This is a genomic window from Aeromonas sp. 601027 (assembly GCF_049174455.1).
In the GTDB taxonomy this organism is placed as follows: domain Bacteria; phylum Pseudomonadota; class Gammaproteobacteria; order Enterobacterales; family Aeromonadaceae; genus Aeromonas; species Aeromonas veronii_A.
The window spans coordinates 214,837-240,843 of sequence record NZ_JAAKTN010000006.1; the positions used below are offsets into that span (position 1 = coordinate 214,837).

The 26,007-nt window shown below is 58.4% G+C and carries 22 protein-coding genes; 9 read left to right on the forward strand and 13 right to left on the reverse strand.

The window, feature by feature from the left end; translation table 11 throughout:
* The first annotated feature begins 9 nt into the window (after window positions 1-9).
* The gene (accA, locus tag G5193_RS10250) at window positions 10-960 is read left to right on the forward strand and encodes an acetyl-CoA carboxylase carboxyl transferase subunit alpha (RefSeq protein WP_005338549.1); all 951 of its coding nucleotides are present in this window, start codon (window positions 10-12) and stop codon (window positions 958-960) included.
* A 289-nt stretch (window positions 961-1,249) separates the two neighbouring features.
* Here accA and G5193_RS10255 read toward each other — a convergent pair whose 3' ends face one another.
* Window positions 1,250-1,432: a DUF3545 family protein gene (locus tag G5193_RS10255; RefSeq protein WP_005338547.1), complete on the reverse strand. Its 183-nt coding sequence runs from the start codon at window positions 1,430-1,432 to the stop codon at window positions 1,250-1,252.
* A 160-nt stretch (window positions 1,433-1,592) separates the two neighbouring features.
* Window positions 1,593-2,543, reverse strand: coding sequence for a transaldolase (gene tal, locus G5193_RS10260; RefSeq protein ID WP_005343804.1), 951 nt, complete (start codon window positions 2,541-2,543; stop codon window positions 1,593-1,595).
* Between the two features lie 701 nt (window positions 2,544-3,244).
* Here tal and G5193_RS10265 point away from each other — a divergent pair.
* Entirely contained in the window at window positions 3,245-4,675 is a 1,431-nt protein-coding gene (locus tag G5193_RS10265; protein ID WP_201937296.1) for an alanine/glycine:cation symporter family protein, read from the forward strand.
* A gap of 62 nt (window positions 4,676-4,737) precedes the next feature.
* Here G5193_RS10265 and G5193_RS10270 read toward each other — a convergent pair whose 3' ends face one another.
* The 3 genes from G5193_RS10270 to G5193_RS10280 are packed head-to-tail and all read right to left on the reverse strand — an operon-like array spanning window position 4,738 to window position 8,655.
* A complete protein-coding gene (locus G5193_RS10270; protein WP_421205929.1) occupies window positions 4,738-6,753 on the reverse strand; it encodes a transglutaminaseTgpA domain-containing protein in 2,016 nt (671 codons plus the stop codon).
* Window positions 6,740-7,735 (reverse strand): DUF58 domain-containing protein, encoded by a 996-nt coding sequence (locus G5193_RS10275; protein ID WP_376901510.1) that lies wholly within the window; start codon window positions 7,733-7,735, stop codon window positions 6,740-6,742. Before G5193_RS10275 ends, G5193_RS10270 begins: the two co-directional genes overlap by 14 nt.
* The gene (locus tag G5193_RS10280; RefSeq protein WP_421205930.1) at window positions 7,735-8,655 is read right to left on the reverse strand and encodes an AAA family ATPase; all 921 of its coding nucleotides are present in this window, start codon (window positions 8,653-8,655) and stop codon (window positions 7,735-7,737) included. Before G5193_RS10280 ends, G5193_RS10275 begins: the two co-directional genes overlap by 1 nt.
* 172 nt (window positions 8,656-8,827) lie before the next feature.
* Here G5193_RS10280 and ampC point away from each other — a divergent pair, with 172 nt between their 5' ends.
* The 4 genes from ampC (at window position 8,828) to dtpB (ending at window position 14,653) form a co-directional block, all read left to right on the forward strand.
* Window positions 8,828-9,988, forward strand: a complete 1,161-nt coding sequence (gene ampC, locus G5193_RS10285; RefSeq protein ID WP_201937292.1) for an FOX/MOX family class C beta-lactamase — start codon at window positions 8,828-8,830, stop codon at window positions 9,986-9,988.
* A gap of 296 nt (window positions 9,989-10,284) precedes the next feature.
* Window positions 10,285-11,457 (forward strand): MFS transporter, encoded by a 1,173-nt coding sequence (locus tag G5193_RS10290; protein WP_421205931.1) that lies wholly within the window; start codon window positions 10,285-10,287, stop codon window positions 11,455-11,457.
* 18 nt (window positions 11,458-11,475) lie between these two features.
* Window positions 11,476-12,438: an HTH-type transcriptional regulator YidZ gene (gene yidZ, locus G5193_RS10295; RefSeq protein ID WP_216979315.1), complete on the forward strand. Its 963-nt coding sequence runs from the start codon at window positions 11,476-11,478 to the stop codon at window positions 12,436-12,438.
* Between the two features lie 709 nt (window positions 12,439-13,147).
* Window positions 13,148-14,653 (forward strand): dipeptide/tripeptide permease DtpB, encoded by a 1,506-nt coding sequence (dtpB, locus tag G5193_RS10300; protein WP_421205932.1) that lies wholly within the window; start codon window positions 13,148-13,150, stop codon window positions 14,651-14,653.
* 60 nt (window positions 14,654-14,713) lie between these two features.
* On the opposite strand, the gene ruvX is transcribed toward dtpB, so the two are convergent.
* The 7 genes from ruvX to metK form a co-directional block, all read right to left on the reverse strand.
* Window positions 14,714-15,136 carry a Holliday junction resolvase RuvX gene (ruvX, locus tag G5193_RS10305; RefSeq protein WP_005343821.1) on the reverse strand — a complete coding sequence of 141 codons (423 nt, stop codon included), beginning with the start codon at window positions 15,134-15,136 and terminating at the stop codon, window positions 14,714-14,716.
* 43 nt (window positions 15,137-15,179) lie between these two features.
* Window positions 15,180-15,734, reverse strand: coding sequence for a YqgE/AlgH family protein (locus G5193_RS10310; protein ID WP_005349793.1), 555 nt, complete (start codon window positions 15,732-15,734; stop codon window positions 15,180-15,182).
* A 201-nt stretch (window positions 15,735-15,935) separates the two neighbouring features.
* Entirely contained in the window at window positions 15,936-16,886 is a 951-nt protein-coding gene (gene gshB / locus G5193_RS10315; RefSeq protein ID WP_040066605.1) for a glutathione synthase, read from the reverse strand.
* Window positions 16,887-17,000: 114 nt separating this feature from the next.
* Window positions 17,001-17,732: a 16S rRNA (uracil(1498)-N(3))-methyltransferase gene (gene rsmE / locus G5193_RS10320; RefSeq protein ID WP_005343824.1), complete on the reverse strand. Its 732-nt coding sequence runs from the start codon at window positions 17,730-17,732 to the stop codon at window positions 17,001-17,003.
* Between the two features lie 118 nt (window positions 17,733-17,850).
* Entirely contained in the window at window positions 17,851-18,555 is a 705-nt protein-coding gene (locus tag G5193_RS10325) for an endonuclease (RefSeq protein WP_374995089.1), read from the reverse strand.
* Between the two features lie 74 nt (window positions 18,556-18,629).
* A complete protein-coding gene (locus tag G5193_RS10330; RefSeq protein ID WP_374995088.1) occupies window positions 18,630-19,157 on the reverse strand; it encodes a SprT family zinc-dependent metalloprotease in 528 nt (175 codons plus the stop codon).
* A gap of 68 nt (window positions 19,158-19,225) precedes the next feature.
* A complete protein-coding gene (metK, locus tag G5193_RS10335) occupies window positions 19,226-20,377 on the reverse strand; it encodes a methionine adenosyltransferase (protein WP_005338519.1) in 1,152 nt (383 codons plus the stop codon).
* 349 nt (window positions 20,378-20,726) lie between these two features.
* Here metK and tkt point away from each other — a divergent pair, with 349 nt between their 5' ends.
* On the forward strand, window positions 20,727-22,718 hold the full coding sequence (gene tkt / locus G5193_RS10340; RefSeq protein WP_005338517.1) for a transketolase: 1,992 nt from the start codon (window positions 20,727-20,729) through the stop codon (window positions 22,716-22,718).
* Window positions 22,719-22,935: 217 nt separating this feature from the next.
* Entirely contained in the window at window positions 22,936-23,703 is a 768-nt protein-coding gene (locus G5193_RS10345) for a TIR domain-containing protein (RefSeq protein WP_421205933.1), read from the forward strand.
* A gap of 190 nt (window positions 23,704-23,893) precedes the next feature.
* Here the strand turns inward: G5193_RS10345 and G5193_RS10350 are convergent, their stop codons facing one another.
* Complete coding sequence (locus G5193_RS10350) at window positions 23,894-24,922, reverse strand: NAD(P)H-quinone oxidoreductase (RefSeq protein ID WP_005358734.1); 1,029 nt, start codon at window positions 24,920-24,922, stop codon at window positions 23,894-23,896.
* 135 nt (window positions 24,923-25,057) lie between these two features.
* On the opposite strand from G5193_RS10350, the gene G5193_RS10355 reads away from it, so the two are divergent.
* Complete coding sequence (locus tag G5193_RS10355) at window positions 25,058-25,930, forward strand: LysR family transcriptional regulator (protein WP_157161233.1); 873 nt, start codon at window positions 25,058-25,060, stop codon at window positions 25,928-25,930.
* Window positions 25,931-26,007 lie beyond the last annotated feature (77 nt).

Here is a 26,007-nt window from a genome sequence, read left to right on the forward strand (position 1 = left end):
TAAGGCCCTATGAGTCTTTTTCTGGATTTTGAACAGCCGATTGCCGAGTTGCAGGCGCAGATTGATGAACTCAAACATGTGAGTGAAGGCAATCACGCCGTGGATCTGAAAGACGAGATCCGCCGGCTGGAGAAGAAAAACGAAGAGCTGACCAAGAAGATCTTCGGTGATCTGGGTGCCTGGCAGGTATCCCAGATGGCGCGTCATCCCCAGCGCCCCTACACCTTTGACTATATCGAGCATATCTTCACCGATTTCGACGAGTTGGCTGGCGATCGCGCCTATGCCGATGACAAGGCTATCGTCGGCGGCATCGCCCGTCTCGACGGTGAGCCTGTGATGGTGATTGGTCACCAGAAGGGTCGCGAGACCAAAGAGAAGATCAAGCGCAACTTCGGCATGCCGCGTCCGGAAGGATACCGCAAGGCCCTGCGTCTGATGGAGATGGCCGAGCGCTTCAAGATGCCGATCATCACCTTTATCGACACCCCGGGCGCTTACCCCGGCGTCGGTGCCGAAGAGCGTGGCCAGTCCGAAGCGATTGCCCGCAACCTGAAAGTGATGGCCGGTCTGACCGTGCCGGTGGTCTGCACAGTGATCGGTGAGGGTGGCTCCGGTGGCGCGTTGGCAATCGGTGTGGGTGACCGCGTCAACATGCTGCAGTACTCCACCTACTCCGTCATCTCGCCGGAAGGGTGTGCCTCCATCCTGTGGAAGAGCGCAGACAAGGCTTCTGTGGCTGCCGAAGCGATGGGTATCACTGCCCAGCGTCTGAAAGAGCTCAAGCTGATCGACCACGTGATCGACGAGCCCCTCGGTGGTGCCCACCGCGATGTGGAGAAGATGGCCAAAAACCTCAAGGCTCGCATCAAGCAGGATCTGGACGCCCTGCGTCCGCTCGATACCGAGCAGCTGCTGGAGCAGCGCTACCAGCGTCTGCTGGGCTACGGCTACTGCTAAGAGCAGCCGTCTGCCCCGAGTATTCAGGCCCCCGTCAGCGACGGGGGCTTTTTATTGCTGATGACTTGTCTTGCGGTGATTGCCCCAATGCGCCCTGAAACGGCACAGCTCAGTCTTCGCGGGTGAGGGGCAGGGTTGGTATGCCACGCTGTTGGTGAGGGCTGTCAGGGACTGCGGCAACGCGTTGTCTGTCGCCTGCCCGTGGCATGACATGCCGCTTGATCATCCGATAGCGGCATAAAAAAGCGCCCCGGCTATGCGGAGCGCTTTTACAGGTGTCTTGGTGGTATTACAGTTCAATCTCGTCTGTAAGACCTTCATAGGCGATATCGATGGATTGCAGCTCCTTCTGCAGGCGATGTTTGTCTTTCAACGCCTCGATTTCACGCCATTTACGTTTTTTTCCCGTTGTCCCGCGGCTACGCGAACCGAGTTCAACCACCTCGTCATAATCGAAGTTGAACATTTCCATGGCTCCCTCCTTGGTTTTTATCGTTTTCACCACCCGTATAACATAACGAATCTGAAATTAAAACGTTTTCGTGACGACTCTATGACAGCGCTAAAAAAGCCCATGAAAAAAAACCGGGCCCCTTGGTAGGGGCCCGGTTTTTATCAGAAAAAAGAACCGATTACAGGCGGCTTGCCAACATGGTTTCCAGCTTGCCCTGGTCGATGGCAAACATGCGGATGCCTTCGCCCAGCTTCTCGTGAGCCATGGCATCCTGGTTCAGTTCCCAGCGGAATTCGGCTTCGGTCATCGGGGTCGGTTTGGCCTTGCGCTCACCGGTGTAGTCCAGTTTGCGTACCACGGCGCCTTCGCTCTTGCTCAGCTCTTCCAGCAGGGCCGGGCCAATGGTCAGGCGGTCGCAACCGGCCAGTTCCAGGATCTCGCCGGTGTTGCGGAAGCTGGCGCCCATCACGACGGTCGGGTAGTCGTGCTGCTTGTAGTAGTTGTAGATGGAGGTAACGGAGACCACGCCCGGATCTTCGCTGGCGGTGTAATCACGGCCATTTTTGGCCTTGTACCAGTCGAGGATGCGACCCACGAACGGGGAGATCAGGAAGGCACCGGCTTCGGCACAGGCACGGGCCTGGGCGAAGGAGAACAGCAGGGTCAGGTTGCACTGGATACCCTCTTTCTCCAGAACCTCGGCGGCACGGATCCCTTCCCAGGTGGAGGCCAGCTTGATCAGAATGCGGTCGTTGCTGATGCCCGCTTCGTTGTAAAGACGGATCAGCTTGCGGGCCTTGGCGATGCTGGCTTCGGTATCGAAGGAGAGACGGGCATCCACTTCGGTAGAGATGCGCCCCGGAACGATCTTCAGCACTTCCAGACCGATGTTGACGGCCAGCTTGTCGCCCGCGTCTATGATTTGCTGTGCCTTGTCCTGGCTCTGGGCTTTGGCCCACTTGATGGCGTCTTCGATCAGCGGAGCGTACTCGGGGATCTCGGAGGCCTTCAGAACCAGAGAGGGGTTGGTGGTGGCATCGATGGGCTGATAGCGTTTGATGGCTTCGATATCACCGGTGTCGGCAACAACAGTGGTCAGGGCTTTCAGCTGGGTTAATTTATCGGCCATAGCGAATATCATCTCTTAATGAGGGAGTAATCCCTGGGTTGCGGGCTTGAGACGGTGGTTCTGAAATAAAATTACAGGATCTTGGTGCCTCATGCTCAGAAAAGCGCGATGGGGGCGGCCCATCGTCATTGCCTGCCTAATTAATACTGATGTGCTGCATCCTGCAATAGGGGCGCTTGGTTGTTAAACATTCAGGCTGCTGAGTTATCCCGTTTTATGGCTTGAAACTATATGATTAGTAAGGTTTTTTACATTTCATTCCGACCTCGCTCCGGTTTGCTTTCAGCTGAACTTTTTTAGCCAATATCCATATTTGTGTCGTCGATCACATAAATTATCTCGCTACGTACTTGAAATTTAATTACAGAGAAAACGTTTGGCGAAATATCTCCGTTTGAAAGCCATTTCATGCAAGCGTTTGCGTTTTCGCATAGCTCATCAGGGATATATCAAAAAGGTTCTCTTATGGGGCTTAATGGTGGCCTGTCTGATTGAATTATTGAGTTTGTTGAAAGTTTGCGATTTAAATGGAGCTTTATGGGCTTTTACCGTTCGTTTTTTGTGTCTCGCGTGACCGAGATCACTATTCCGGGCTCTCCCGCTGTGCTAGATTCCGCCCCTTTAGCGAAACGCTAATTAAACGACAGACAGAAAACGGTCAGCGCAGACTGACCATGGATGTGAATAACAACGAGAGAATTATGGACACCTTGATTGCGATGCTAAACGACCTGATGTGGGGAGCCGTGCTCATCTACCTGCTCATTGGGGTCGGTATCTTTTTCACCTTCCGCCTGGGTTTTATCCAGATCCGTCACTTTGGCCACATGTTTTCCGTGCTGAAAAACAGCCGTAAATCGGACAATGCAGGCATCTCCTCCTTCCAGGCCCTCTGTACCAGCCTTGCCGCCCGTGTCGGCACCGGCAACTTGGCCGGTGTGGCTGTCGCCATCTATCTGGGTGGCCCCGGCGCCATCTTCTGGATGTGGCTGATTGCCTTTATCGGCATGGCGACCGCCTTCGTCGAAAGCACCCTGGCCCAGCTCTACAAGGTCAAGGATGAGGATGGCAACTACCGTGGTGGCCCGGCCTACTACATGGAGAAAGGCCTTGGCATGCGCTGGATGGGGGTGGTGTTTTCGCTCTGCCTGATCCTGGCATTTGGTCTGGTGTTCAACGCGGTGCAGGCCAACTCCATCAGTCTGGCGATGAAGGTGGCGTTTGGTATTCCTGACTGGGTCAGCGGTCTGGCGCTGGTGGTGCTCTCCGGCCTGATTATCTTCGGCGGCATTCGTGGTATCGCCCGTTTTGCCGAGCTGGTGGTGCCCTTTATGGCGCTGGCCTACATCCTGCTGGCGCTGGTGATCGTGGCGATGAACATCACCGAGTTGCCCCATGTCTTCATGCTGATCATCAAGTCCGCCTTCGGGATTGAGCAGGCTGGCTCGGGTGCGCTCGGTTATGCCATCTCCCAGGCGATGATCAACGGTATCAAGCGTGGTCTCTTCTCCAACGAAGCGGGCATGGGCTCTGCGCCCAACGCTGCAGCGACTGCCACTCCCTATCCGCCGCACCCGGCCTCCCAGGGTTATGTGCAGATGCTGGGGGTCTTTATGGATACCATCGTCATCTGCAGCTGTACCGCCGCCATCATCCTGATGTCAGGTCAGTTTGAGCCGGGCTCCGGCGTGACCGGTGTCGAGCTGACCCAGCGGGCGCTCTCTTCCCAGATTGGCAGCGGTGGCAACATCTTTATCGCGGCGGCCATCTTCTTCTTCGCCTTCACCTCTATCGTGGCGAACTACTCCTATGCCGAAACGAATCTGGTGTTCCTCGAGCACAACCACAAGGGCGGCCTGATGCTGTTCCGGATGTTTGTGCTGGGCATGGTGATGTTCGGCTCTGTGGGCGAGTTGCCGACCGTCTGGGCAATGGCTGATGTCTCCATGGGGTTGATGGCCATCGTCAACCTGGTGGCGATCCTGCTGCTCTCCGGCGTCGCCATCAAGCTGGCCAAGGATTACAACGACCAGCTCAGGCTGGGCAAGGTGCCCACCTTTGATGCCAACAAGTACCCCGAGATCCGCTCCCAGCTGGAAGAGGGGATCTGGGACAATCCGACCAAAAAATAACAAGCGGTGAGTCAAACCTCTTGATTAAAACCTGAAGGGGGAGCCGGTGGCTCCCCCTTCTTTTATGAGCCGCTCTTCGGCGGCTGATCCCAGCGCTGGGCGAGCTGTCTGATACGCCGTTGCAACTGGCGCCAGCAGCGCCCTTGTTGCCGGTCGTTGAGGAGGGCATAACGCCAGCGGCGATAGAGCCACGCACTCTTTAGCAGGGGATGGGCAAGGTCGGGGCGCAGCCGCGCCAGCCGCTCGCACCATGCTCCCATGCTCTCGGCAGGCTCTGGGGAATAGCCGCTGCGTTTGCCCCGTTTGAGCAGGGGTTGCCAGATGCGCCGCTCTGGCGGCAGACGGGCGGGCAACAGCAGGGGCAAGCTCACCAGCAGGGCGACCAGCATCAGGCTGGCGAGGATCAACCAGGGAGTGTATCCCGCCAGTGCAGGCCAGCGCAGACCGATTTGCTGCCAGAGCTGGCCCGCATCGTAACCAATCACCCAGCGACTCCACTGGTAGTCGATATTGTTGCCCCACCAGCGCAGCTGATTGAGCAGGGCCCAGTTGCGATAACGCTGCAGAGCGAGAGGGTCGGCGGCGGTAAACTCGTCGCTCAGCGCCTCCCTCACGCCGCCTTCAATGCGCTCCGGTGCCACTGCCGCAGTGGGGTCGATTCGCCGCCATGTTCCTCCTTCATCGAGATACTCCACCCAGGCGTGAGCATCGAACTGGTGTACCGCCAGATAGTTGCCTCTGGGATTCCACTCACCGCCGAGATAACCGGTGACCAGCCGTGCCGGAATACCGGCGGCGCGCAGCACGAAAGCGGTCGCCATGGCGTAGTGGCCGCAAAAGCCGCGCCGAGTATCGAACAGGAACTCATCCACCCCGTCACCGCCAAGTCGTGGCGGTGTCAGGGTGTAGTAATAGGATTGGCTGCGAAACTGCGCTAGCAGGGCGGCGACCAGCTCTGCGCGATCCGGATAGCGCACAGCCAGCACTTGGCCATGGACGCGCGCTCTCGGGTTGCCTCCGGCTGGCAGTTGCAGGTTGCGCTGAGCGGCTTGGCTATCATTCTCTGGCTGCGCTTCGCCGCGGCCAATGCGATAGCGGATTGCCACCTCGCCGCTCCCCTGCCGATAGAGGGTGTGAATGGGGGTGAGCAGCACTGGTCCAGTCAGAATAGTCGGTTCACTTTGGGCAAAGGCCCAGCGGTGGCGCTGGGGCTCGGCGATCACCTCGTAGCTCCCGGCGGGTAATGGACTATCTGCCAGCTGATTGCTTGCCCGTGAAGATGATGCCAGAAGGGTCAGCCCGGTCTGCACCGGCACTGTCTGCTGCCATGCTTTGACCTCGGGGCTCAGCAACCAGCGCTGACCATCGAAAACTTCTTGGCGCATCACCGGAAAATAGCGCTCGCGGACAGGGGGCGGGCCATCGGCAAAGCTGACCCGAAACGCCAGTTCCGAGGAGTTGACCAGTTCGCTGATATCGCCGGGGGCCAGCTCTTCCGAGAGGCCGGACAGGGCACGGCTGGTGGTGGGCATCTGCCAGAGGGGCGGCAGCCTTGGCAGTAGTATAAACAGGGTGATAAGCAAGGGCAGCGCCAGCAGCAGGGCGCTCCCCGCACTGCGCCAAGGCCGTTTCTGCTCGGGGACGACGGCGGTCACCAGCGCGGTCACTGCCAGCCAGAGTGCCACTGCCATCCCGGCTGTCCAGCCGATGCTTTGGCGTTGTACCAGCGCCAGCGCGATGAGGAAGAAGGCGAGCAGCAGCACCTGCTCGATATCCCGCTCGCGCCGTACCTCGATCATCTTGAGGCTATAGCCGAGCCAGAGCAGATTGATCAGGGCGGGCAGGGTGCCCAATGTGCGCCACTGCAACCCCAGCAACACCACGGTTGTGATGGCCAGCAGCGCCAACCAGCGGGCAGGCAGGGGCGGCAAGCCGCGCCACAGCATCATGGCCCGGACGCCGAGAGTGATGGCGCCCACTGCCACTACCCAGAGTTGCAACTGGGGCCAGAGCGCCGCGACCAGCAGCAGCTGTTGCAGGGCGATGAGTGGCAGCAGGCGGCGGTTATCGAGCAGCATCTGGCGTGATCTTCGGTGGTGTTGCATCGAATTGGGCCAGTGCCAGCAGGCAGCGCTGCACAAAGGCGGCGCCGCTATCGGGCCCCAGCGTCTGGTTTGCCAGTGTCAGGGTAAAGGGGATGCCCCGCTTGCCGTAATCGGCGCACCACCAGGCCAGCACCGCCAGCCGCTGCTCCAGATCCCCGCCCGCGACCCGCTGCAAGGTGAGGTGAGTCTCATCCTGCTGCGGTTCATGGAACTGCTTGGTCAGCAGGCCGCGCCCTTGGGCAAGTTGCTTCCAAGCGACCCGGCTCAGTGGTTCACCGGCCTGATGTGTCCGCAGAGAGTCAAAGTCACCGAGAGTGGCCGGAGCGGGCTGGCCCTGATGCCCCTCGCTTTCGGTCGCATGTTCCCCTCTTAGCGCCCCGAACGCCGGTTTGGGGGCGAGCCAGCCCTCCAACTGCAAGTCCAGCAGGGACCAGCAGCGAAACAGACCGAGGGGGTAGCGGCTCTCGACCCGCAATCGGCCAAGGGGCAGTGGCCCACGGCGCGAGCCCGATACTGGCAGGATAACTGTGCTGGGCACAGCGTCGGCCTGTGCCAGCCAGAGGGTGCCTTCGTTGAGGCTAAACCGGAGCGCCTGCACCGGGCGAGGGCTCTGCACCAAGATACGGATAGGTAGCTGGCTACCCGCTTCCCCCAGTACCAGCTGGCCACCCAGCAGTTCCAGCCCCAACAGGTTGCGGTGGGTAAGCCACATGGCGGCCATAAACAGGCTGCCGAGGCAGTAGGCCACCAGCAGTACCAGATTGTTCTGGTAGTTGGTGCCGAGCAGATAGATGACGAGCAGCACCAGCAGATAGAGCAGCCCCATGCGGGTGGGGAGGATAAAGAGGCTGCGGGTAGCCAGCGTGATCTGGCGGGCCGGGGGAATGCGGCGATCGAGCCAGCGTCGCTGCCAGCGGGCTCGCCACTGCTGCCAACGGTTTAGCAATTTGCTCATCAGGGATTGTCCGGATCGACCTTGGCCAGCAATCGCTGGCTCAGGGGACAGGCTTCGCCGTGCTGTACGCCAAAGCTGCCCCGCAGCCGATGCTCGGCCACATAGGGGAAGACCGCCTGCACATCCTCTACCGTGACAAAGCGCCGCCCCGCAACCAGCGCCCAGGTCCGGCTCACCGCCAGCAAGGTCTGGGCTGCTCGGGGGGAGAGGGGCTGTGGCAGATCCCCATCAAAGCGGCTCTGGTGCACCAGCGCCAGCAGGTAATCGAGGGTGGCATCGGAAACATGGATGGCATCCCCTTCGCTTTGCAAGGTGGCGAGTCCGGCGGCATCCAGCATGGCGGGCAAAGGGCCAGTCGGCTGGTGGCCGCGCAGTAGCTGGCGCTCCGCTTCTCGCGGCGGAAAACCCAGCGAGAGTCGCACGGCGAATCGGTCGAGTTGGGACTCCGGCAGTGGATAGGTGCCCGCCTGATCCGCCGGATTCTGGGTGGCGATGACGAAAAACGGATCGGGGAGTGGGTGCGTGTGGCCCTCGATGCTCACCTTGCCTTCGGCCATCGCCTCCAGCAGGGCGCTCTGTACTTTGGGGCTGGCGCGGTTGATCTCGTCCGCCAGTAGAACCTGGGTGAAGATGGGGCCGGGGTGAAAGCGAAATGTTTGTTGCTGGGGGTCAAAAATCTGAAGCCCCAGCAGGTCGGCGGGGAGCAGATCGGCGGTGAACTGCATCCGCCTGCATGCCAGCCCCAGCACCTGCGCCAGGGCGTGGGCCAGGGTGGTTTTGCCCATGCCGGGCAGATCTTCGATCAGCAGATGACCGCGCGCCAGCAGGGTCACCAGCGCGATTTTCAGCTGTAGCGGCTTGCCCAGAATGACTTGCTCCAGTGTCCCCAGTACGGTCGTGATCTGTTCTTGTGATCTCACCTGCGCCTCCGTTTCTTTCCTTGGCCCCAACAGCTTATACGCCAGCGAGCAGAGTAAGGGCTCATCGAGCGGTAAGCGATGCTCACTTCACCGAGACTTCACACAGTTTCATCGTGGGCACATACATCTTGTTTATGCTAATCCCAATTTCATTTGCCACGAGAATAACCCAATGCAATCACGAACCACGACTTCCCTATTAACGCTGGCCACCCTGCTGTTCTCTTCATTGTCATCTTCGCTCTCCTATGCTGCCGGTGAGGTATCCCTGAGCACAATAGTGGATGGCACCATTCAGCCGGTGCTCAAGGAGTACCGGATCCCGGGAATGGCGGTTGCCGTACTGAAAGATGGCAAGACCCACTATTTCAACTATGGCGTTGCCAACCGGGAGAGCGGTCAGCGCGTCAGCGAGCAGACCCTGTTTGAAATCGGCTCGGTCAGCAAGACCCTGACCGCGACCCTCGGTGCCTACGCCGTGGTCAAGGGGGGCTTCAAGCTGGATGACAAGGTGAGCCTGCACGCGCCCTGGCTGAAAGGGTCTGCCTTTGATGGTGTGACCATGGCCGATCTTGCCACCTACAGTGCAGGTGGCTTGCCACTGCAGTTCCCCGATGCGGTCGACTCGGCAGAGAAGATGCAAGCCTACTACCGCCAGTGGACGCCGCGCTTTGCCGCCGGTACCAAACGGGAGTACTCCAACCCCAGCATAGGTCTGTTCGGCTATCTGGCTGCGAGCTCTCTGGGCCAACCCTTCGAGCAACTGATGAGCCAGACTCTGTTGCCGGGGCTCGGCCTTGCCCACACCTACCTCAAGGTGCCTGCGGCAGCCATGGGTGATTACGCCTATGGCTACTCCAAAGAGGACAAACCGATCCGGGTCAATCCGGGAGTGCTGGCGGACGAGGCCTATGGCATCAAGACCAGCTCGGCGGATTTCATCAAGTTTGTCGAGGCCAACATGACCAAACGCGGTGATGTAACCATGCAGCAGGCCATTGCCATGACTCATACCGGTTTCTTCTCGGTAGGAGAGATGACTCAGGGGCTGGGCTGGGAGAGTTATGCCTATCCCGTCACCGAGCAGGCACTGCTGGCGGGCAACTCGCCGGCAGTGAGCTTCAAGGCCAATCCGGTGGAACGCTTTGCCGCGCCCAAAGATATGGGGGAGCCGCGGCTCTACAACAAGACGGGATCGACCAACGGCTTTGGTGCCTATGTTGCCTTTGTCCCGGCCAAGGGGATTGGCATCGTCATGCTGGCCAACCGCAACTATCCCAATGATGCCCGGATCAAGGCGGCCTACGCCATTTTGAGCAAGCTGGCCGACTAATCACGGGGGCTGCGTTTTACCGCAAGCGAGTGCGCCGGGATTGTACCCGGTGCACTTTTTATCGCGTTTATTTTTACTCAGCTCACGGTGCTCTTCTGCCCGGCGGCTTGTCCATCTAGTTGCCTGAATAGCACACCGATAGAAACAATATTTCCATTTTGGAATGTATAGATCGCCATCTCTTCACTAGGTGTGGTGGTAGCCCCCTCCTATAGTGCTCCGCATAGTCACCAGTTTGCCTGCTGTTTGTCGCGCTTTTGGCCGAACAGGGGCCAGATTTCTGTTACGGAGCCTCCATGAGAACTTTTTTGCTGTGCGCCTTTCTGATGATCATCCTCTATCCGGTCGGGATCGATCTCTATCTGGTCGCTGTGCCCCAGATTGCCGATACCCTGCAGGCGAGCGAGGCGCAGATCCATACCGCCTTCTCTATCTATCTGTTCGGTATGGCGGCCACCGTGCTGCTGGGCGGGATGATTGCCGATCGCTTCGGGCGGCGCTGGGTGGTGCTCGGGGGCGCCCTGATTTTTGTCCTCGCCTCGCTGGTGGCAGGCAGCGCAGAGGGGATAAGTCAGTTCTATTTCGGCCGTTTCTGGCAGGGAGTCGGGGCGGGGGCGCTCTATATCATGACCTTTACCGTGCTGCGGGATGTGCTGAGTCAGGAGCGGCTGGCGATGGCGCTCTCGATGATCAACGGGGTCATCTGCGTGATCCCGGTGCTGGCGCCGGTGCTCGGTTACCTCATCCTGTCACATTTTGATTGGCGCGGGATCTTCGTGGCGATGGCGCTGGTGGCGGCCGTTAGCGGTCTGGTGAACTTGCTTCTGCTCAAGGAGACCCGCCCGGCGCGGCAACCGGGCAGTGGCGCAGCGCTGCCTTTTGCCCTGCTGCGCTCGCCGCGCTTTATGCTGCTCTCCCTGCTGACCAGTGCCAGCGTGACCGCCATTCTGGTCTATGTCAGCGTCTCGCCGCTGATCCTGATGAAGGAGTTTGGCTTCACCACCGAGCAGTACTCCATCGTGATGATGGTGATGGCCGGGGTGAGTATGTCTACTTCTTTCCTGACCCCTCTGCTGTTGCGCTGGCTGGGCAAACAGAAGGTGCTGGCGGTGTCTCATCTCTCCTATCTGCTGGCGGCCTGCTCACTGATCGGCAGCTGGCAGGCGGGGGGCGATATCCATCTTTTGCTGCCGGGGTTTGCGCTGGTCTGTGTCGGCTTCTCCTGTGGCTTCGGGGTAGCGATGGGGGAGGCGCTCGATGGTTGTCAGCATAACGTGGCCTTTGCCAGCGCCGTGCTCTGCATCATGCAGATCAGCCTCTCCGGCCTCTATATCTGGCTGCTGGGCCAACTTGGCTTTACTCCGTCCGAGATGCTGATCTGCGCTCTGCTGCTGGCACTGCTCAGTTACCTGGCCGTCAAAGGGCTGTTACCATGGCTCGCGCTTCGTGAAGCGCGGTCGCAGGGCTGATGGAAGATGAGAGGGGATATGCGCAATCTGGGTGAACTCGATTTAAACCTGCTGGTGGTGTTCAAGTACCTGATGCAGGAGCGCAGTGTGGCAGGGGCAGCGAAAAAGCTCTGTGTCACTCCGTCGGCGGTGAGCAAGTCTCTGGCCAAATTGCGGGAGTGGTTTGACGATCCTCTGTTTGTGCGGGTGCGGCAGGGGTTGCAGCCCACCAACCTCTCCCTGACCCTGGAGGAGGAGCTGAAGGTCTGGTTCCAGCTCACTGACAACATCACCTCGCTCAATAGCGAGGCGATCCCCGATGGTGCCCGCTTCACCCTAGTGATGGAGTCCCCCTTCTACATCAGCTTCCTGAGCGATCTGCCCATGACCATCTACCAGAAGTACCCCAACTCGGTGGTCAGGATGCTGGGGTGGGATCACCACTCCCTCAACGACATCGTCAATGGCGATGCGGATCTCGGCTTCTGCGCCCGCGAGACCCATGGCCGCTCCCTGGCCAAGGTCAACCGCTTGCCTTATTACATCGATCACGAGGTGCTGTTCACCGATCGCCCGGTGGTGTTCCTGCGCAAGGATCACCCCTTGCTCCAGCAGAAGTGGTCGCTGGAGAATTTTTTGGCCTGCCCCCAGATCAGCATGGTGTGGGAAGCGAACGATACCTGGGCCCTCGACAGTCTGCTGGAGGACGAGGGGCTGAAGCGGGAGGTGCCCATCATGGTCTCCAGCTTCGAGCAGGCGCTGCATATTGCCTCCCAGTCGAGCCACGAACTGATTGCGGTGGCGCCCTCTTACTGTGGTGGTTATGCCAGTCGGCATCACGACAATCTGATCGCCATGCCGCTGCCGCTCCCCGAGAAGCTCTACGCCCAGCTGGAGATCGCCTTCATCCTGCTGTGGCACAAACGGCACAATCAGGATGCCAAGGTGATGTGGCTGCGCAACGAGATCCGGCGGCTCTACAACGACGAATCGCCACGCTAATGTGGCCGTGACGGTGCCCATCGAGCAGCCGGAGCCATCTGCTCCGGCTTTTTGTTGTCGTATCGCCCGGATGAGTGGGCTTTTGCACGACTTAAGTGCCGAGTTCGGGTTCAACTGTGTGCCATTCAACTCTCTTTATGCACAGATTAGCCTTGGTTGCACGTCTCGAGTGAAGCTCTTTTCACGAAAAAAATTCATGTGGTTTCATTAGAAAACTTCACTAATGGTCACTTTTAAAGTGTGATCGACCATTAAGTTCCTGTATTTGCAGTGATATAGCATGACACCCCTTGGAATGGCGGGGTTAGATAGCGCCTGCGTAGGTGACTGTCAGTAGAGCGCGGCGTGAGCCAGCCCCACAGGTCGTCTGTGGCCGTGTCATGCCCCGGCTATCTGGCCACCAGCCATGAGTGACGGAGCAGAGAGGAATAAGCATCAAGGTTGATAAACCGGCTTGAGTGAAGGGATGCAGCAAAGGTAGAACCCGGAGCCGGTAACTGTACTGGGAGACGCCACTCACCATCCCCCGATAACCCGTAATTGAAACCGGCTAGATGAAAAACACCTTTCATCGAACGGGGCGCTTGCACCCGAAAATAGCCAGATTGGCAGGCTGACTGTGCTCTCCGTTATAGCAATGGCGGGCAAAAAATAGTGCGGCAGCCACCATCAGATTAATAAAAATAAATCTCAGCAAAGGCAGGTTGATATGCGTCCAGCAACAGCACCGACCGGGTTGTTACAACAACCCAAACCCTTCTTTATGATATTTTTCGTCGAACTCTGGGAGCGCTTCGGTTATTACGGCGTGCAGGGGATATTGGCGGTCTTCTTTGTGCAACAACTGGGATTTTCCCAAGAGCAATCCTTTATTACCTTCGGTGCCTTCTCGGCGCTGGTATATGGCCTGATTTCGGTCGGTGGCTATGTCGGTGACCATGTTCTCGGCACCAAGCGCACCATGGTGCTGGGGGCCGTAGTGCTGGTGATAGGCTACTTTATGACCGGTCTGTCGATCTACAATCCCGACCTGATTTTCTATGCGCTGGGCACCATTGCGGTCGGTAACTGCCTGTTCAAGGCCAATCCGGCCAGCCTGCTGTCAAAATGCTACCAGCCAAAAGATCCGCGGCTGGATGGGGCGTTTACCCTGTTTTATATGTCGATCAATATCGGCTCCCTTATTTCCCTCTCGCTCGCGCCGGTAATTGCCGAACACTACGGCTATACCGTGACCTATAACCTGTGCGGGGTGGGGCTGATTATTGCGCTGCTTACCTTCTTTGCCTGCCGCAATATGGTCAAGGATATTGGCTCCGCGCCGGATCACCTGCCGCTCGATTACAGCAAGCTGCTGCTGGTTATATTGGGCTCGGTAGCCATGGTCTTCTTCTGCGCCTGGCTGATGCACCACGTGGTGATCGCCAACATGGTGCTGATGACGGTGACCATCGCCGTGGTGATCTTCTTCTTTCGTGAGGCGTTCAAGCTTGACACAGTGGGCCGCAACAAGATGTATGTGGCCTTCGTGCTGATGCTGGAGGCGGTGCTCTTCTACGTGCTGTATGCCCAGATGCCGACGTCTCTGAACTTCTTTGCCATCAACAACATGCACCACGAGATGCTGGGCATGAGCGTCAACCCAATCAGCTTCCAGGCGCTCAACCCATTCTGGGTGGTGGTGGGTAGCCCGGTACTCGCGATGATCTATACCCGGATGGGCAGCAAGGGGCGGGATCTCACCATGCCGCTCAAGTTCACCCTCGGGATGTTCTTCTGCTCGCTGGGCTTTCTGACGGCGGCGGCATCCGGCTGGTGGTTTGCCGATGAGCAGGGGCTGACCTCCCCCTGGTTTATGGTGCTTATCTACCTGTTCCAGAGTCTGGGCGAGCTGATGATCAGTGCGCTGGGGCTGGCGATGGTCGCCGCGCTGGTGCCACAACGGTTGATGGGCTTCATTCTCGGAATGTGGTTCCTGACTCAGGCGATGGCATCCCTGCTGGGTGGCTATGTGGCGACCTTTACCGCCGTGCCGCAAGGGATGACGGATCCGCTGCAAACTTTGCCCATTTACACCGGCGTATTTGGCAAGATCGGGATGGCGACCCTGCTGATTGCGGTAGTGATGGGGCTGATGGTGCCCTGGCTCAACCGGATGATGAATGCGACGCCGACAGAGGCCGAAGGTCTGGTCGCGGGTCCATCACAGGCGTAATGAGGGGAGGATAGTGCGAGACAAGGCAAGGGCGGCGACCCTTGCCTTGCTGTTGATGGCTTAGTTGTACTGCTCTTCCATCCAGGCTTCGACGATCAGCTGCGCCGATACCCCGTCCACACTGCCTTTCTCCAGCGCGCGATAGCCGCCTCGCTCAAACAGGCGGGCGCGGGCATCTGTGGTGGTGAGTCGTTCATCCTTGAACTCCACCGGCTTGCCGAAACGGCCATGCAGCCGGTTGCCGAATTTGCGGGCCCGTACCGTGATCTCCTGATCGGTGCCATCCATGTTCAGCGGCAGACCGACCACCAGCAGGTCCGGTTGCCACTCCTTGAGCAGCTTCTCAATCTCGTCCCAGTTGGGGATGCCGTCGTTGGCCTTGAGGGCGCGCAGAGGCTGGGCGGTGCCAGTCAGCTCCTGACCGATGGCGACACCAATGCTCTTGGTGCCATAGTCAAAGCCCATGATGCTGCGTGATGACATAACTGATAAATCCTCGAAATAGAGAGCGGAGCGGGCCAGCCGATCAGCTGTGGCCGATGTCGCTGGAGAGGTGAACCGGGTTCACCCCTATGCTGGCGGCAGCTTGCTGCCAACGTTTGTGAATGGGGGTCTTGAACACCAGAGCCGGATTGGGGGGGATCACCAGCCAGGCGCCGTCCACCAGCTCCTGCTCCAGCTGCCCGGCGCTCCAGCCGGCATAGCCAAGGGCCACCAGCCAATGGGCAGGAGCCTCGCTCGTACCCAGGGTTTCCAGAATATCCTTGGAGGTGGTCACCATCATCTCATCCCCCACCTGCAGGGTGGAGTTGAAACCGGGGCGGAAGCTGTGCAGCACGAAGCCGCGATCGGCGTGAACCGGCCCCCCTTGCAGTACCGGCTGCTTGAGCTCCGGGTTGTTGGGCGGATTGAGCTGGAGCTGGGTCAGCATGGTTTCCAGCGACATCTCCACCGGAATGTTGACGACCAGTCCCATGGCGCCCTCTTCGTTGTGCTCGCACAGATAGACCAGCGAGCGCTCGAAGTAGGGATCCGTCAGGCTTGGCATGGCAAGCAGGAAGTGATTTTGCAGTGTTTGCATAGAGGCCAAATAGTGCAAAGGTATTTGAGGTCAATTATGGCAGTTGATCCCCATGGGAAAAACCGCTTTTTGGGCTGGGCGAGATCCCGCCTCTTTCCGGATTGCCTTGAAACAGAGAGGGTGGCGCTGGGCCTCCCTCTCTGTTTCCGGGCTTGTCAGGGACGGGTTACCCCTGAACAGGCCGGTTAGCCTGCCTAGCGATTATTTGCCCAGCCGACGCTCGATGGCATCCATCAACATGCCGGTGATGTGCACATCGAAGGCCGCTTCAATCTCGCGAATGCAGGTCGGGCTGGTGACGTTAATCTCGGTCAGCCGATCGCCGATGATGTCGAGGCCGACGAAGATAAGGCCCTTCTCTTTTAACGTCGGGCCCACCGCGCGGGCGATAGCCCAGTCAGCTTCGCTCAGGGGACGCGCTTCACCACGGCCACCGGCCGCCAGATTGCCACGGGTCTCACCCTGCGCCGGAATGCGGGCGAGGCAGTAGGGAACCGGTTCACCGTCCACCACCAGCACCCGCTTGTCGCCATCCTTGATGGCGGGCAGATAGGTCTGCGCCATGCAGTATTGGCTGCCGTGGGCGGTCAGGGTCTCGATAATCACCCCGACGTTGGCGTCATCCTCCTTCATGCGGAAGATGGAGGCGCCGCCCATGCCGTCCAAGGGCTTCAAGATCACGTCTTTGTGCTTCGCGTGGAAGGCGCGCAGCTTGTCGGCGCGGCGGGTCACCAGCGTGGTCGGGGTGTGCTCGGCAAACCAGGCGGTGTAGAGCTTCTCGTTGGCATCGCGCAGGCTCTGCGGCTTGTTGACAATAAGGCAACCCTCATCCTCTGCCCGCTCCAGCATGTAGGTGGCGTAGATAAATTCGGTGTCGAACGGCGGATCCTTGCGCATCAGGATCACATCGAGGTTGGAGAGGGGCTGATCCACCACCTCGCCCAGCGTGTACCAGTCGGCATAGTCATATTTGACGGTCAGCGGGCGCATGGTGCCAAAGGCGCGACCGGCTTCCATGTAGAGATCCTTCATCTCCAGATAGAAGAGCTCATAGCCGCGCTTTTGCGCCTCTTCGAGCATGGCAAAGCTGGAATCTTTCTTGATGTTGATGGCCGAGATGGGGTCCATCACGATGCCGAGTTTAATGGTCATCCGCTGTTCCTTTTTAATGGCTCGATAGGGTTGTAGGGTCGATTAGCGCAGCGTAATCGGCCGCTTGCGGCTGCGTCGATGCAGCCATGGGGCTGATTGATGCGGCCGATAGTATCAAGCGAGATCGCCAAAGCGGCACTGCAGCGCAGTGATCGCAGTCAGGGCGGCAGTTTCGGTGCGCAGCACCCGCGGCCCCAGCAGCATCTCTTTGAAATCTTCCTGCACGGTACGGGCGATCTCGTCGCTCGACAAGCCCCCTTCCGGGCCAATCAGCAGGCGCACACCATGCTCGGGAACGGGCAGGGTGTTGATGCTGTACTCGGCACGCGGGTGCAGGTTGAGCTTGAGCTCTTTGGTCTCTTCCGCCAGCCAGGCGTCCAACTCCATCGGCATACGCACTTCGGGCACCACGTTGCGGCCGCACTGTTCGCAGGCGCTGATCACCACCTTCTGCCACTGCTCGCGCTTCTTCTCCAGTCGATCGGCCGGCAACTTGACGCCGCAGCGTTCGGAGAAGAGCGGGGTGATGCAGGTGACGCCCAGCTCCACCGATTTCTGGATGGTGAAGTCCATCTTGTCGCCACGGCTGATCACCTGACCGAGGTGGATGGCCAGCGGTGACTCCACCGATTGAACGTCGCAGCTGTCGATGGTCACTTCCACCGACTTTTTGCCGACGCTGGCGATGGTGGCGGGATATTGATTGCCATCGCCGTTGAACAGCTCGAGCTGCTGGCCAGGCTGCATGCGCAGCACCCGGCCGATATGGTTGGCGCCGTCTTCCGACAGGGCGATAGTCTGGCCAACTTGCAGGGTGGCCGGTTCATAGATACGTGGAATGCGCATGGCTGCTTGTCAGTCTCTTGCTTGGAAACCCTTTATATCCTGCGGCAAGCAAGGCTCACGCGGCAATAGGGAAGGGCTTCATGATAGGAGGGGTGATCCCCTCCCTGGTCAAATGGGGTTATTGGCACTGCTTTTCAATAAAGGGATTGGTATTGCCCTGCAGCTTGCCGATGCGGCGGTTGCGCTCGCACTCCCAGCCCTCTGCCGGGTACTGCCTGTCCCAGGCTTCAAACAGTTTACGCTGTTGCGCTGCCAGACGCAGCCCATACTGCTGGCTCATGTAGAGGTAGGCGCGGGCAATCTGGCCCCGTACCGGCCCCTTGGGCGGCTGCACTCGACGATCCTTGAAATCCACCAGCATCTGGCACTGACCGTACTGATCCGGCTTGCCGTTCCAGTCGGAGAAGCGGAAGTTGGCCCGATCGCCGTTTACCTCGCCAATGGCGGGGAAGAGGTTGTGCATGTCCCCCTCCATCTTGTTGAACTCGGGACTCGCTTTTTCGCAATTCTTGCGACCGCCATCCTGCCAGCACTGCAGCTGGTGGCCGAACTCCCAGGCGGGGACCACGTGTTCCCACTCGATGCGGGCGGCGCGTTTGGCCTGCTTGCGCGGCTCATAGCCGCAGCTGGCGAGATCCGGGCTCATCTTCTTGCCCTGATAGTCAATGTCGCAGCCGCAGTAGAAGGTGGTGACCGCAGGCTGGCTGCGATAGAGCTTCATCAGATCCTGCTTGGCTTCACGAAAGGTCTGGGCGTGCAGGGGTGCGCTGAGCAGCGGCAAACCGGCCAGCAGGGTCAGGGCGAGGGAGGAGATGAAACGCATGGGATTCCTTGCAAAACGGGGTGATTGATGAACGATGGCGGGCACCCTACCACAGTGGCGCGACACAAGCTGGCTTACTGCTCTGGCTCCGGCCGTTCCCGCTCCAGCGGCTGCTTGCAGCGGCGGCAGTGGTAGCGGGCCTCGCCGCGCACCACCTTGTTGTGGCGGCGAATAGAGAGCTGATGCTTCTGGCAGTGACAGCGATAGGGCACGGTGCGCTGGGCCAGTACCGCCAGATCGAAGCTGTGGGTGGTTCTGGGCTCAAGGCCGAACACCTCCCGCATCACCGATTGCCACTGGCGGCCGTGGGGCAAGACCCGGCTTTTGCCGCGACCTTCACCCCACAGGGCATAGACCAGCAGATGGGCCACCTCGTGGGGCACCACCTCATCCAGAAACGCCTGCTGGTTGGCCTGATAGAGGGCAGGGTTGAAGCGCAACTCCCAGGTTTGCAGCCGCGCCGATCCCGCCGCCCGGCCCCGCATATTGCAGTAGATCCGCGGGCGTGGGAAGGGGCGGCCAAGGCGCGCCTCGGCCTGCACAAAGCAGGCTTCTACGCGTTGTTGCAGCAGGGCGACAAGCTGGGAAGGGGTGGCAGACATCAACATCTCGTCAAATGGCGGATAAGCAAAAGGGGAGCCAGGCTCCCCTTTTATCACAACAGCGAGCCTTACAGGCCAGCGGCAGAACGCAGCAGTTCGGCCTTGTCGGTCTGCTCCCACGGGAACTCGTCGCGACCGAAGTGACCGTAGGCTGCGGTAGCCTGGTAGATAGGACGCTTCAGATCCAGCATTTCGATCAGACCATACGGGCGCAGTTCGAAGTGCTCGCGCACCAGCTTGACCAGCAGCTCCTCGGCGACCTTGGCAGTACCGAAGGTTTCGACGCTGATGGAGGTCGGCTCGGCCACACCGATGGCGTAGGAGATCTGGATTTCACAGCGATCGGCCAGACCGGCGGCCACGATGTTTTTGGCAACGTAGCGGGCAGCGTAGGCTGCGGAGCGGTCAACCTTGGACGGATCCTTACCGGAGAAGGCGCCACCACCGTGACGAGCCATGCCGCCGTAGGTGTCGACGATGATCTTGCGACCGGTCAGACCGCAGTCACCCATCGGGCCGCCGATAACGAAACGGCCGGTCGGGTTGATGAAGTATTTGGTGTCCTTGTTGACCCACTCGGCCGGCAGCACCGGCTTGATGATCTCTTCGCGTACCGCTTCAACCAGATCCTTGTGGCTGATGGATTCAGCGTGCTGGGTAGACAGTACAACGGCATCCACACCGATGATCTTGCCTGCGTCGTCGTAGGCAAAGGTCAGTTGGCTCTTGGCATCCGGACGCAGCCACGGCAGGGTGCCGTTCTTGCGTACTTCAGCCTGACGTTTCACCAGCAGGTGAGAGTAGGTGATGGGGGCCGGCATCAGCACGTCGGTTTCGTTGGTGGCGTAGCCGAACATCAGGCCCTGGTCGCCAGCGCCCTGCTCCAGCGGATCGCTGCGGTCAACGCCCTGGTTGATGTCCGGGGACTGTTTGCCGATGGCGTTCAGCACGGCGCAGGAGTCAGCATCGAAGCCCATGTCGGAGTGGGTGTAGCCGATTTCACGTACGGTATCACGCACGATCTCTTCGATATCAACCCAGGCAGAGGTGGTTACTTCGCCGGCCACCATGACCATACCGGTCTTGACCAGTGTCTCGCAGGCAACACGGGCCTTGGTATCTTGCTTGAGGATGGCGTCCAGTACCGCATCGGAGATCTGGTCCGCAATCTTGTCGGGATGGCCTTCGGAGACCGACTCGGAAGTAAACAGCTTTGCCATGATAAGAGTCTCAGCTTGTCTGGGTTATCGCCACAGCAATAACCGGATGAATAGGATGGTGTAGAGGTATCTACATCTGGACGTCTATTTTAATTAGCGCCCCCCGTGATTGCCAGCACTATTTTGTCGCGCAGTGTCCAATGGGTCACAAGCGGTGCTCTCCTATCCCGAAAGGGATGGAAATCAAACGTTTTTCTCTGGTTGCTTTGGTCAATAAAGGGCAAGAAAAGCGATTGTCCTCCCAAAGCCACTTTATTCATCCAGATAATATTTGCACGCCGCGCGCCCTGCTGGGACAATAACGCGCCTTAATCTTGGCCATCAAATGAAGCAATCGCAGGAGATTCAGATGCCTTCTCGTAAAGAGCTTGCCAATGCCATTCGTGCATTGAGTATGGATGCCGTTCAAAAAGCCAACTCCGGTCACCCGGGCGCCCCCATGGGAATGGCGGATATCGCCGAAGTGCTGTGGCGTAGCCACCTCAGACATAACCCGAACAACCCCAAGTGGGCCGACCGCGACCGTTTCATTCTCTCCAACGGCCACGGCTCCATGCTGCTGTACTCCCTGCTGCACCTCTCCGGTTATGACCTCTCCATCGACGATCTGAAAAACTTCCGCCAACTGCACTCTCGCACCCCAGGTCACCCGGAGTACGGCTATGCACCGGGCGTGGAAACCACCACTGGCCCGCTGGGTCAGGGCATCACCAACGCCGTTGGTATGGCGATCGCCGAAAAAGCCATGGCTGAGCAGTTCAACCAGCCGGGCCACGACATCGTTGACCACTACACCTACGCCTTTATGGGCGACGGCTGCCTGATGGAAGGTATCTCCCACGAAGCGTGCTCCCTGGCAGGCACCCTGCAACTGGGCAAACTGATCGCGTTCTGGGATGACAACGGTATCTCCATCGACGGTCACGTAGAAGGCTGGTTCACCGACGACACCGTCAAGCGTTTCGAAGCCTACGGCTGGCACGTTATCCCGGCTGTTGACGGTCACAGCCCGGAAGCCATCAATGCCGCCATCGAAGCCGCCAAGGCCGAGACCGGCAAGCCGACTCTGATCTGCTGCCGCACCATCATCGGTTACGGCTCCCCGAACAAATCCGGTTCTCACGACTGCCACGGCTCACCGCTGGGCAACGACGAGATCGCCGCTGCTCGCGCCTTCCTGAAGTGGGACCACGCGCCGTTCGTTATCCCGGCCGATATCGCTGCCGAGTGGAACGCTCAGGAGAAGGGTGCTGCACTGGAAGCCGACTGGGCTGCCAAGTTCGCCGCCTATGAAGCCGCTCACCCGACTCTGGCTGCCGAATTCAAGCGCCGCACCGCTGGCGAACTGCCGGCCAACTGGGCTGCTGAATCCGCCAAGATCATCGAAACCCTGCAAGCCAACCCGGCCAAGATCGCAACCCGTAAAGCGTCCCAGAACTCTCTGGAAGCCTTCGGCAAGCTGCTGCCGGAGTTCATGGGTGGCTCTGCTGACCTGGCTCCGTCCAACCTGACCATGTGGTCCGGCTCCAAGTCTCTGACCAACGACGATGCCTCCGGCAACTACATCCACTACGGTGTACGCGAGTTCGGCATGTCCGCCATCATGAACGGTATCGCCCTGCACGGTGGTTTCATCCCCTACGGCGCTACCTTCCTGATGTTTATGGAGTATGCCCGCAACGCCCTGCGCATGGCCGCCCTGATGAAGCAGCGCGCTATCTTCGTTTACACCCACGACTCCATCGGTCTGGGTGAAGATGGCCCGACTCACCAGCCGGTTGAGCAGATCGCCTCCCTGCGTCTGACTCCGAACATGAGCACCTGGCGTCCGTGTGACCAGGTTGAATCTGCCATCGCCTGGAAACACGCCATCGAGCGTACCGACGGCCCGACCTCTCTGATCTTCTCTCGTCAGAACCTGGCCCAGATGGATCGTACTGCCCAGCAACTGGCCGACACTGCCAAGGGTGGCTACGTGCTGAAGGATTGCGCCGGTACTCCGGAGCTGATCCTGATCGCCACCGGTTCCGAAGTGGAACTGGCCGTTGCCGCCTATGAGCAGCTGACTGCCAAGGGCCGTGCCGTGCGCGTGGTCTCTCTGCCGTCTACCGACGTGTTCGACGCCCAGTCTGCCGAGTACAAAGAGTCCGTCCTGCCGTCCTCCGTCACCAAGCGTGTGGCCATCGAAGCCGGCATCGCTGACTACTGGTACAAGTACGTCGGTTTCGGCGGCAAGATCATCGGTATGACCACCTTCGGTGAGTCTGCTCCGGCCGAGCTGCTGTTCAAGGAATTTGGCTTTACCGTGGAAAACGTGGTTGCGACCGCAGAGTCCCTGTAATAGCTGACAATTGGGTCGTTCTGACCCAATAGCCGGAAAATAAAACGCCCTCCATCGCAAGATGGGGGGCGTTTTTTTATTATAAATCTTCCATTTTTAGCTCCAGTCGATACTATATTGTATGTTTTGCATTCATTGTTTCTGACCTTACGGATTAGCTATAGAAAAATGACCTAGCTCTAAATGCGAGATTAAAATATGTATTATCATGTAATTGTTGAAACAACAGAAAAAAAATAAAAAAGGTGATTATGAACGCTGCTACGAATTTGATTGCACAGACCTTGATGAAATAATTGAACTAATTGTTCGCCCATATACAAAAGATGAACGGATATATATATCAGGTCGACATATAACGAGTCAATGTATCAGATCTTTGAAAGTTAAGTCCTCAGAAGATACGTTGGATAATATTCGTGTTATTGCGCAAAGTAATGTTGCTCGAGGTATTCCAATATTTCATACGAGAATCACGATTGTAAACAGTGATAAAGATGTAAATGACATTACTAAAAGTGTCATCAAGTCGGTTGGGGATATTTTAAAGCCTAATAAAGAAGTGCAGTTAAACACGTTGTTAAATAGCAATGATATTTTTATTGTCCATGGAAGAGATGAGCTAGCTAAAATTAGTGTTGCACGATTTATTGAAAAAATGGATTTCTCAGCAATAATTCTTCACGAACAAGCAAGTGCTGGGCAGACAATAATAGAAAAAATAGAAGAACATACAAACGTTGGTTTCGCGATTGTATTATACACGCCGTGTGATGTCGGTGGTATCTCCAGTGATAATGAGCTAAAAGCTAGAGCTAGGCAAAATGTAGTATTCGAACATGGTTATTTGATCGGCAAGCTGGGGCGTCAAAAGGTTTGTGCCTTGGTTAAAGATGAAATAGAAATACCAAATGATATTAGTGGGGTTGTCTACATACCTTTTGATGATGGAGGCGCATGGCATTTAGCTCGTAGGTTCGATTAGCGAAGCGTAATCGGACGTTCGCGTTCTTTACGTCGATGCCATAAAAGTAATATCCCTTCCTGTTACATAAAAAGAGACCGGCCATCAGCCGGTCTCTTTTTATTATTTAACGCAACCTTAAACCTGCGGCGGGGTACTTTCCGCGTTGGATATCACCGCATCCACCTCGGCCTGCTCCACTATGGCCTTATCAATCTGACGACAAGGGTGCCATGGTTAATACCAGCTTGCCGATATGACGGCCTGAATCCAGCAAATGGTGGGCGGCGGCGGCCTCATGCAGCGGGAAGGTCTGGTAAACCTGCGGTTTGACCTCACCGCGTTCGATAAATGGCCAGACATGAGTTTGCAACTGGGCAATCAGTTCGGCTTTTTCTTGCGGAGTACGCGAGCGCAGGGTGGAGCCGATATGGGTCAGCCGCTTTTGCAGCATGGGAAACAGATCCAGATTGGGGGCGGCGCCCGCAATAATGCCGATCTGGACTATGCGACCATTGATGGCGGCCGCCGCATAGTTGCGCGCGACATACTCTCCGCCAATGATATCGAGAATGATGTCGGCGCCATGGCCATCGGTGGCTGCATGCACTGCCTCGACAAAATCCTCCTCCTTGTAGAGCACGGCCACATCCGCGCCCAGCTTGATGCTGGCGGCCTGCTGCTCGGGTGAGCCGACCGTGGTGATGATTTTTGCGGCGCCAAATGCCTTGGCCAGCATGGTGGCGGTCGTGCCGATGCCGGAGGCGCCGCCATGGATCAAGATAATGTCCCCTTTTTTAAACTGGCCCCGTTCAAACATATTTGACCAGACCGTCATAAAGGTTTCCGGCAGTGCCGCGGCTTCGACAAAGCTCAATCCGGGCGGCAGGGGCAGGACATTGCTCTGGTGGGCGACGCTGTACTCGGCATAGCCGCCACCCGAAATCAGCGCGGCGACCTTGTCGCCAATCTTGAGATGGGTCACCTGCTCCCCCTTGGCGACCACGACCCCGGCGACCTCCAGCCCGGGAATATCCGATGCTCCTGCCGGAGGCGGGTAGAGCCCTTTGCGCTGCATCACATCCGGCCCATTGATGCCGGTCGCATAGTGCCGGATCAAAACCTCATCGGGCTTGGGCGCTGGTGTGGCGCGGGTGGTCAGTTGCAAGACATCGGGGCCACCTGGCTGGGTAATCTCTACCGCGCTCATGGTGGCGGGAATGGAATAGGCGTTATGCATCAGCGGCTCCTTGTAACGAGGTGATATGAGGTTCCCCGGATGGGCTGAGCACCAAGATAGTGGAGATTGCTGATGAATAAACGCAGTATTATCCCTCACCTGTAATGCAAAAATGCATTTCAACCGGGAGTCGTGATGAACTGGGATGATGCGAAAATTTTTCTGGCGTTGCATCGGGAAGGGAGCCTGCGAGGCGCCGCCCGTGTGGTCGGGGTCGATCAGGCCACCATTGGCAGACGGATTGCCGCACTGGAGCATCGTCTGGCGGCCACGCTGTTTCTCCGCACATCCAAAGGGTATGTGCTGACCCATGTCGGGGAGATAGTGCTGGCCAGCGCCCAGCAGATGGAGCTGGCGGCCATTGATTTTGTGCGGGCGGCGCAAGGGGTCGACAACCGTCTGGTTGGGGAGGTCAGCGTGGCGACCACAGACACCCTGGGGATGGATTTCCTGATACCGGCTCTGACCGAGCTGCATCAGCGTTATCCCGATATCAGGGTCATCCTCAATACCTCGACCCAGGTGGTCAATCTGTCTCTGCGGGAAGCGGATATCGCGATCCGGACGGTGAAGCCGGACAATCCCGACCTGATTATTCGCAAGCTGGCCTCCTGGCCGGTCGGGTTGTATGCCTCCGCCGACTATCTGGCTCGCCATGGCATTCCCGAAGCGGGCACCGGTTTTGCGGGCCATTCGCTGGTGGTGTATGAGCCCCACTGGCAGAGCGCGCGATCCCCCATGATGCTCGAAGAGGCGGCCGAGGGGGCCACGGTCGCCGCGGGGGTCAATACCAGCCTGATGCTGCGTCAGGCCCTGCTGATGGGGCTGGGGCTTGGCGAGGTGGCGGTTCCGCTCGCCGAGCAAGCCGGGTTGGTGCGGGTCTGGCCCGAGCGGCAGTTACAGCAATCCTACGATGTCTGGCTGGTGACCCATCAGGATGTGCAGCATGCCGCGCGGGTCAGAGCGGTCATGGATGCCATCGTCAAGGCATTTGCCGCAATGGACTAACCCTGGCGGGCGCTCTGTTCAGGTTTTGTCGCAGCGCTGTCACATCCCTTGCCATTGTCATGGCGGTTGAGGGAAAA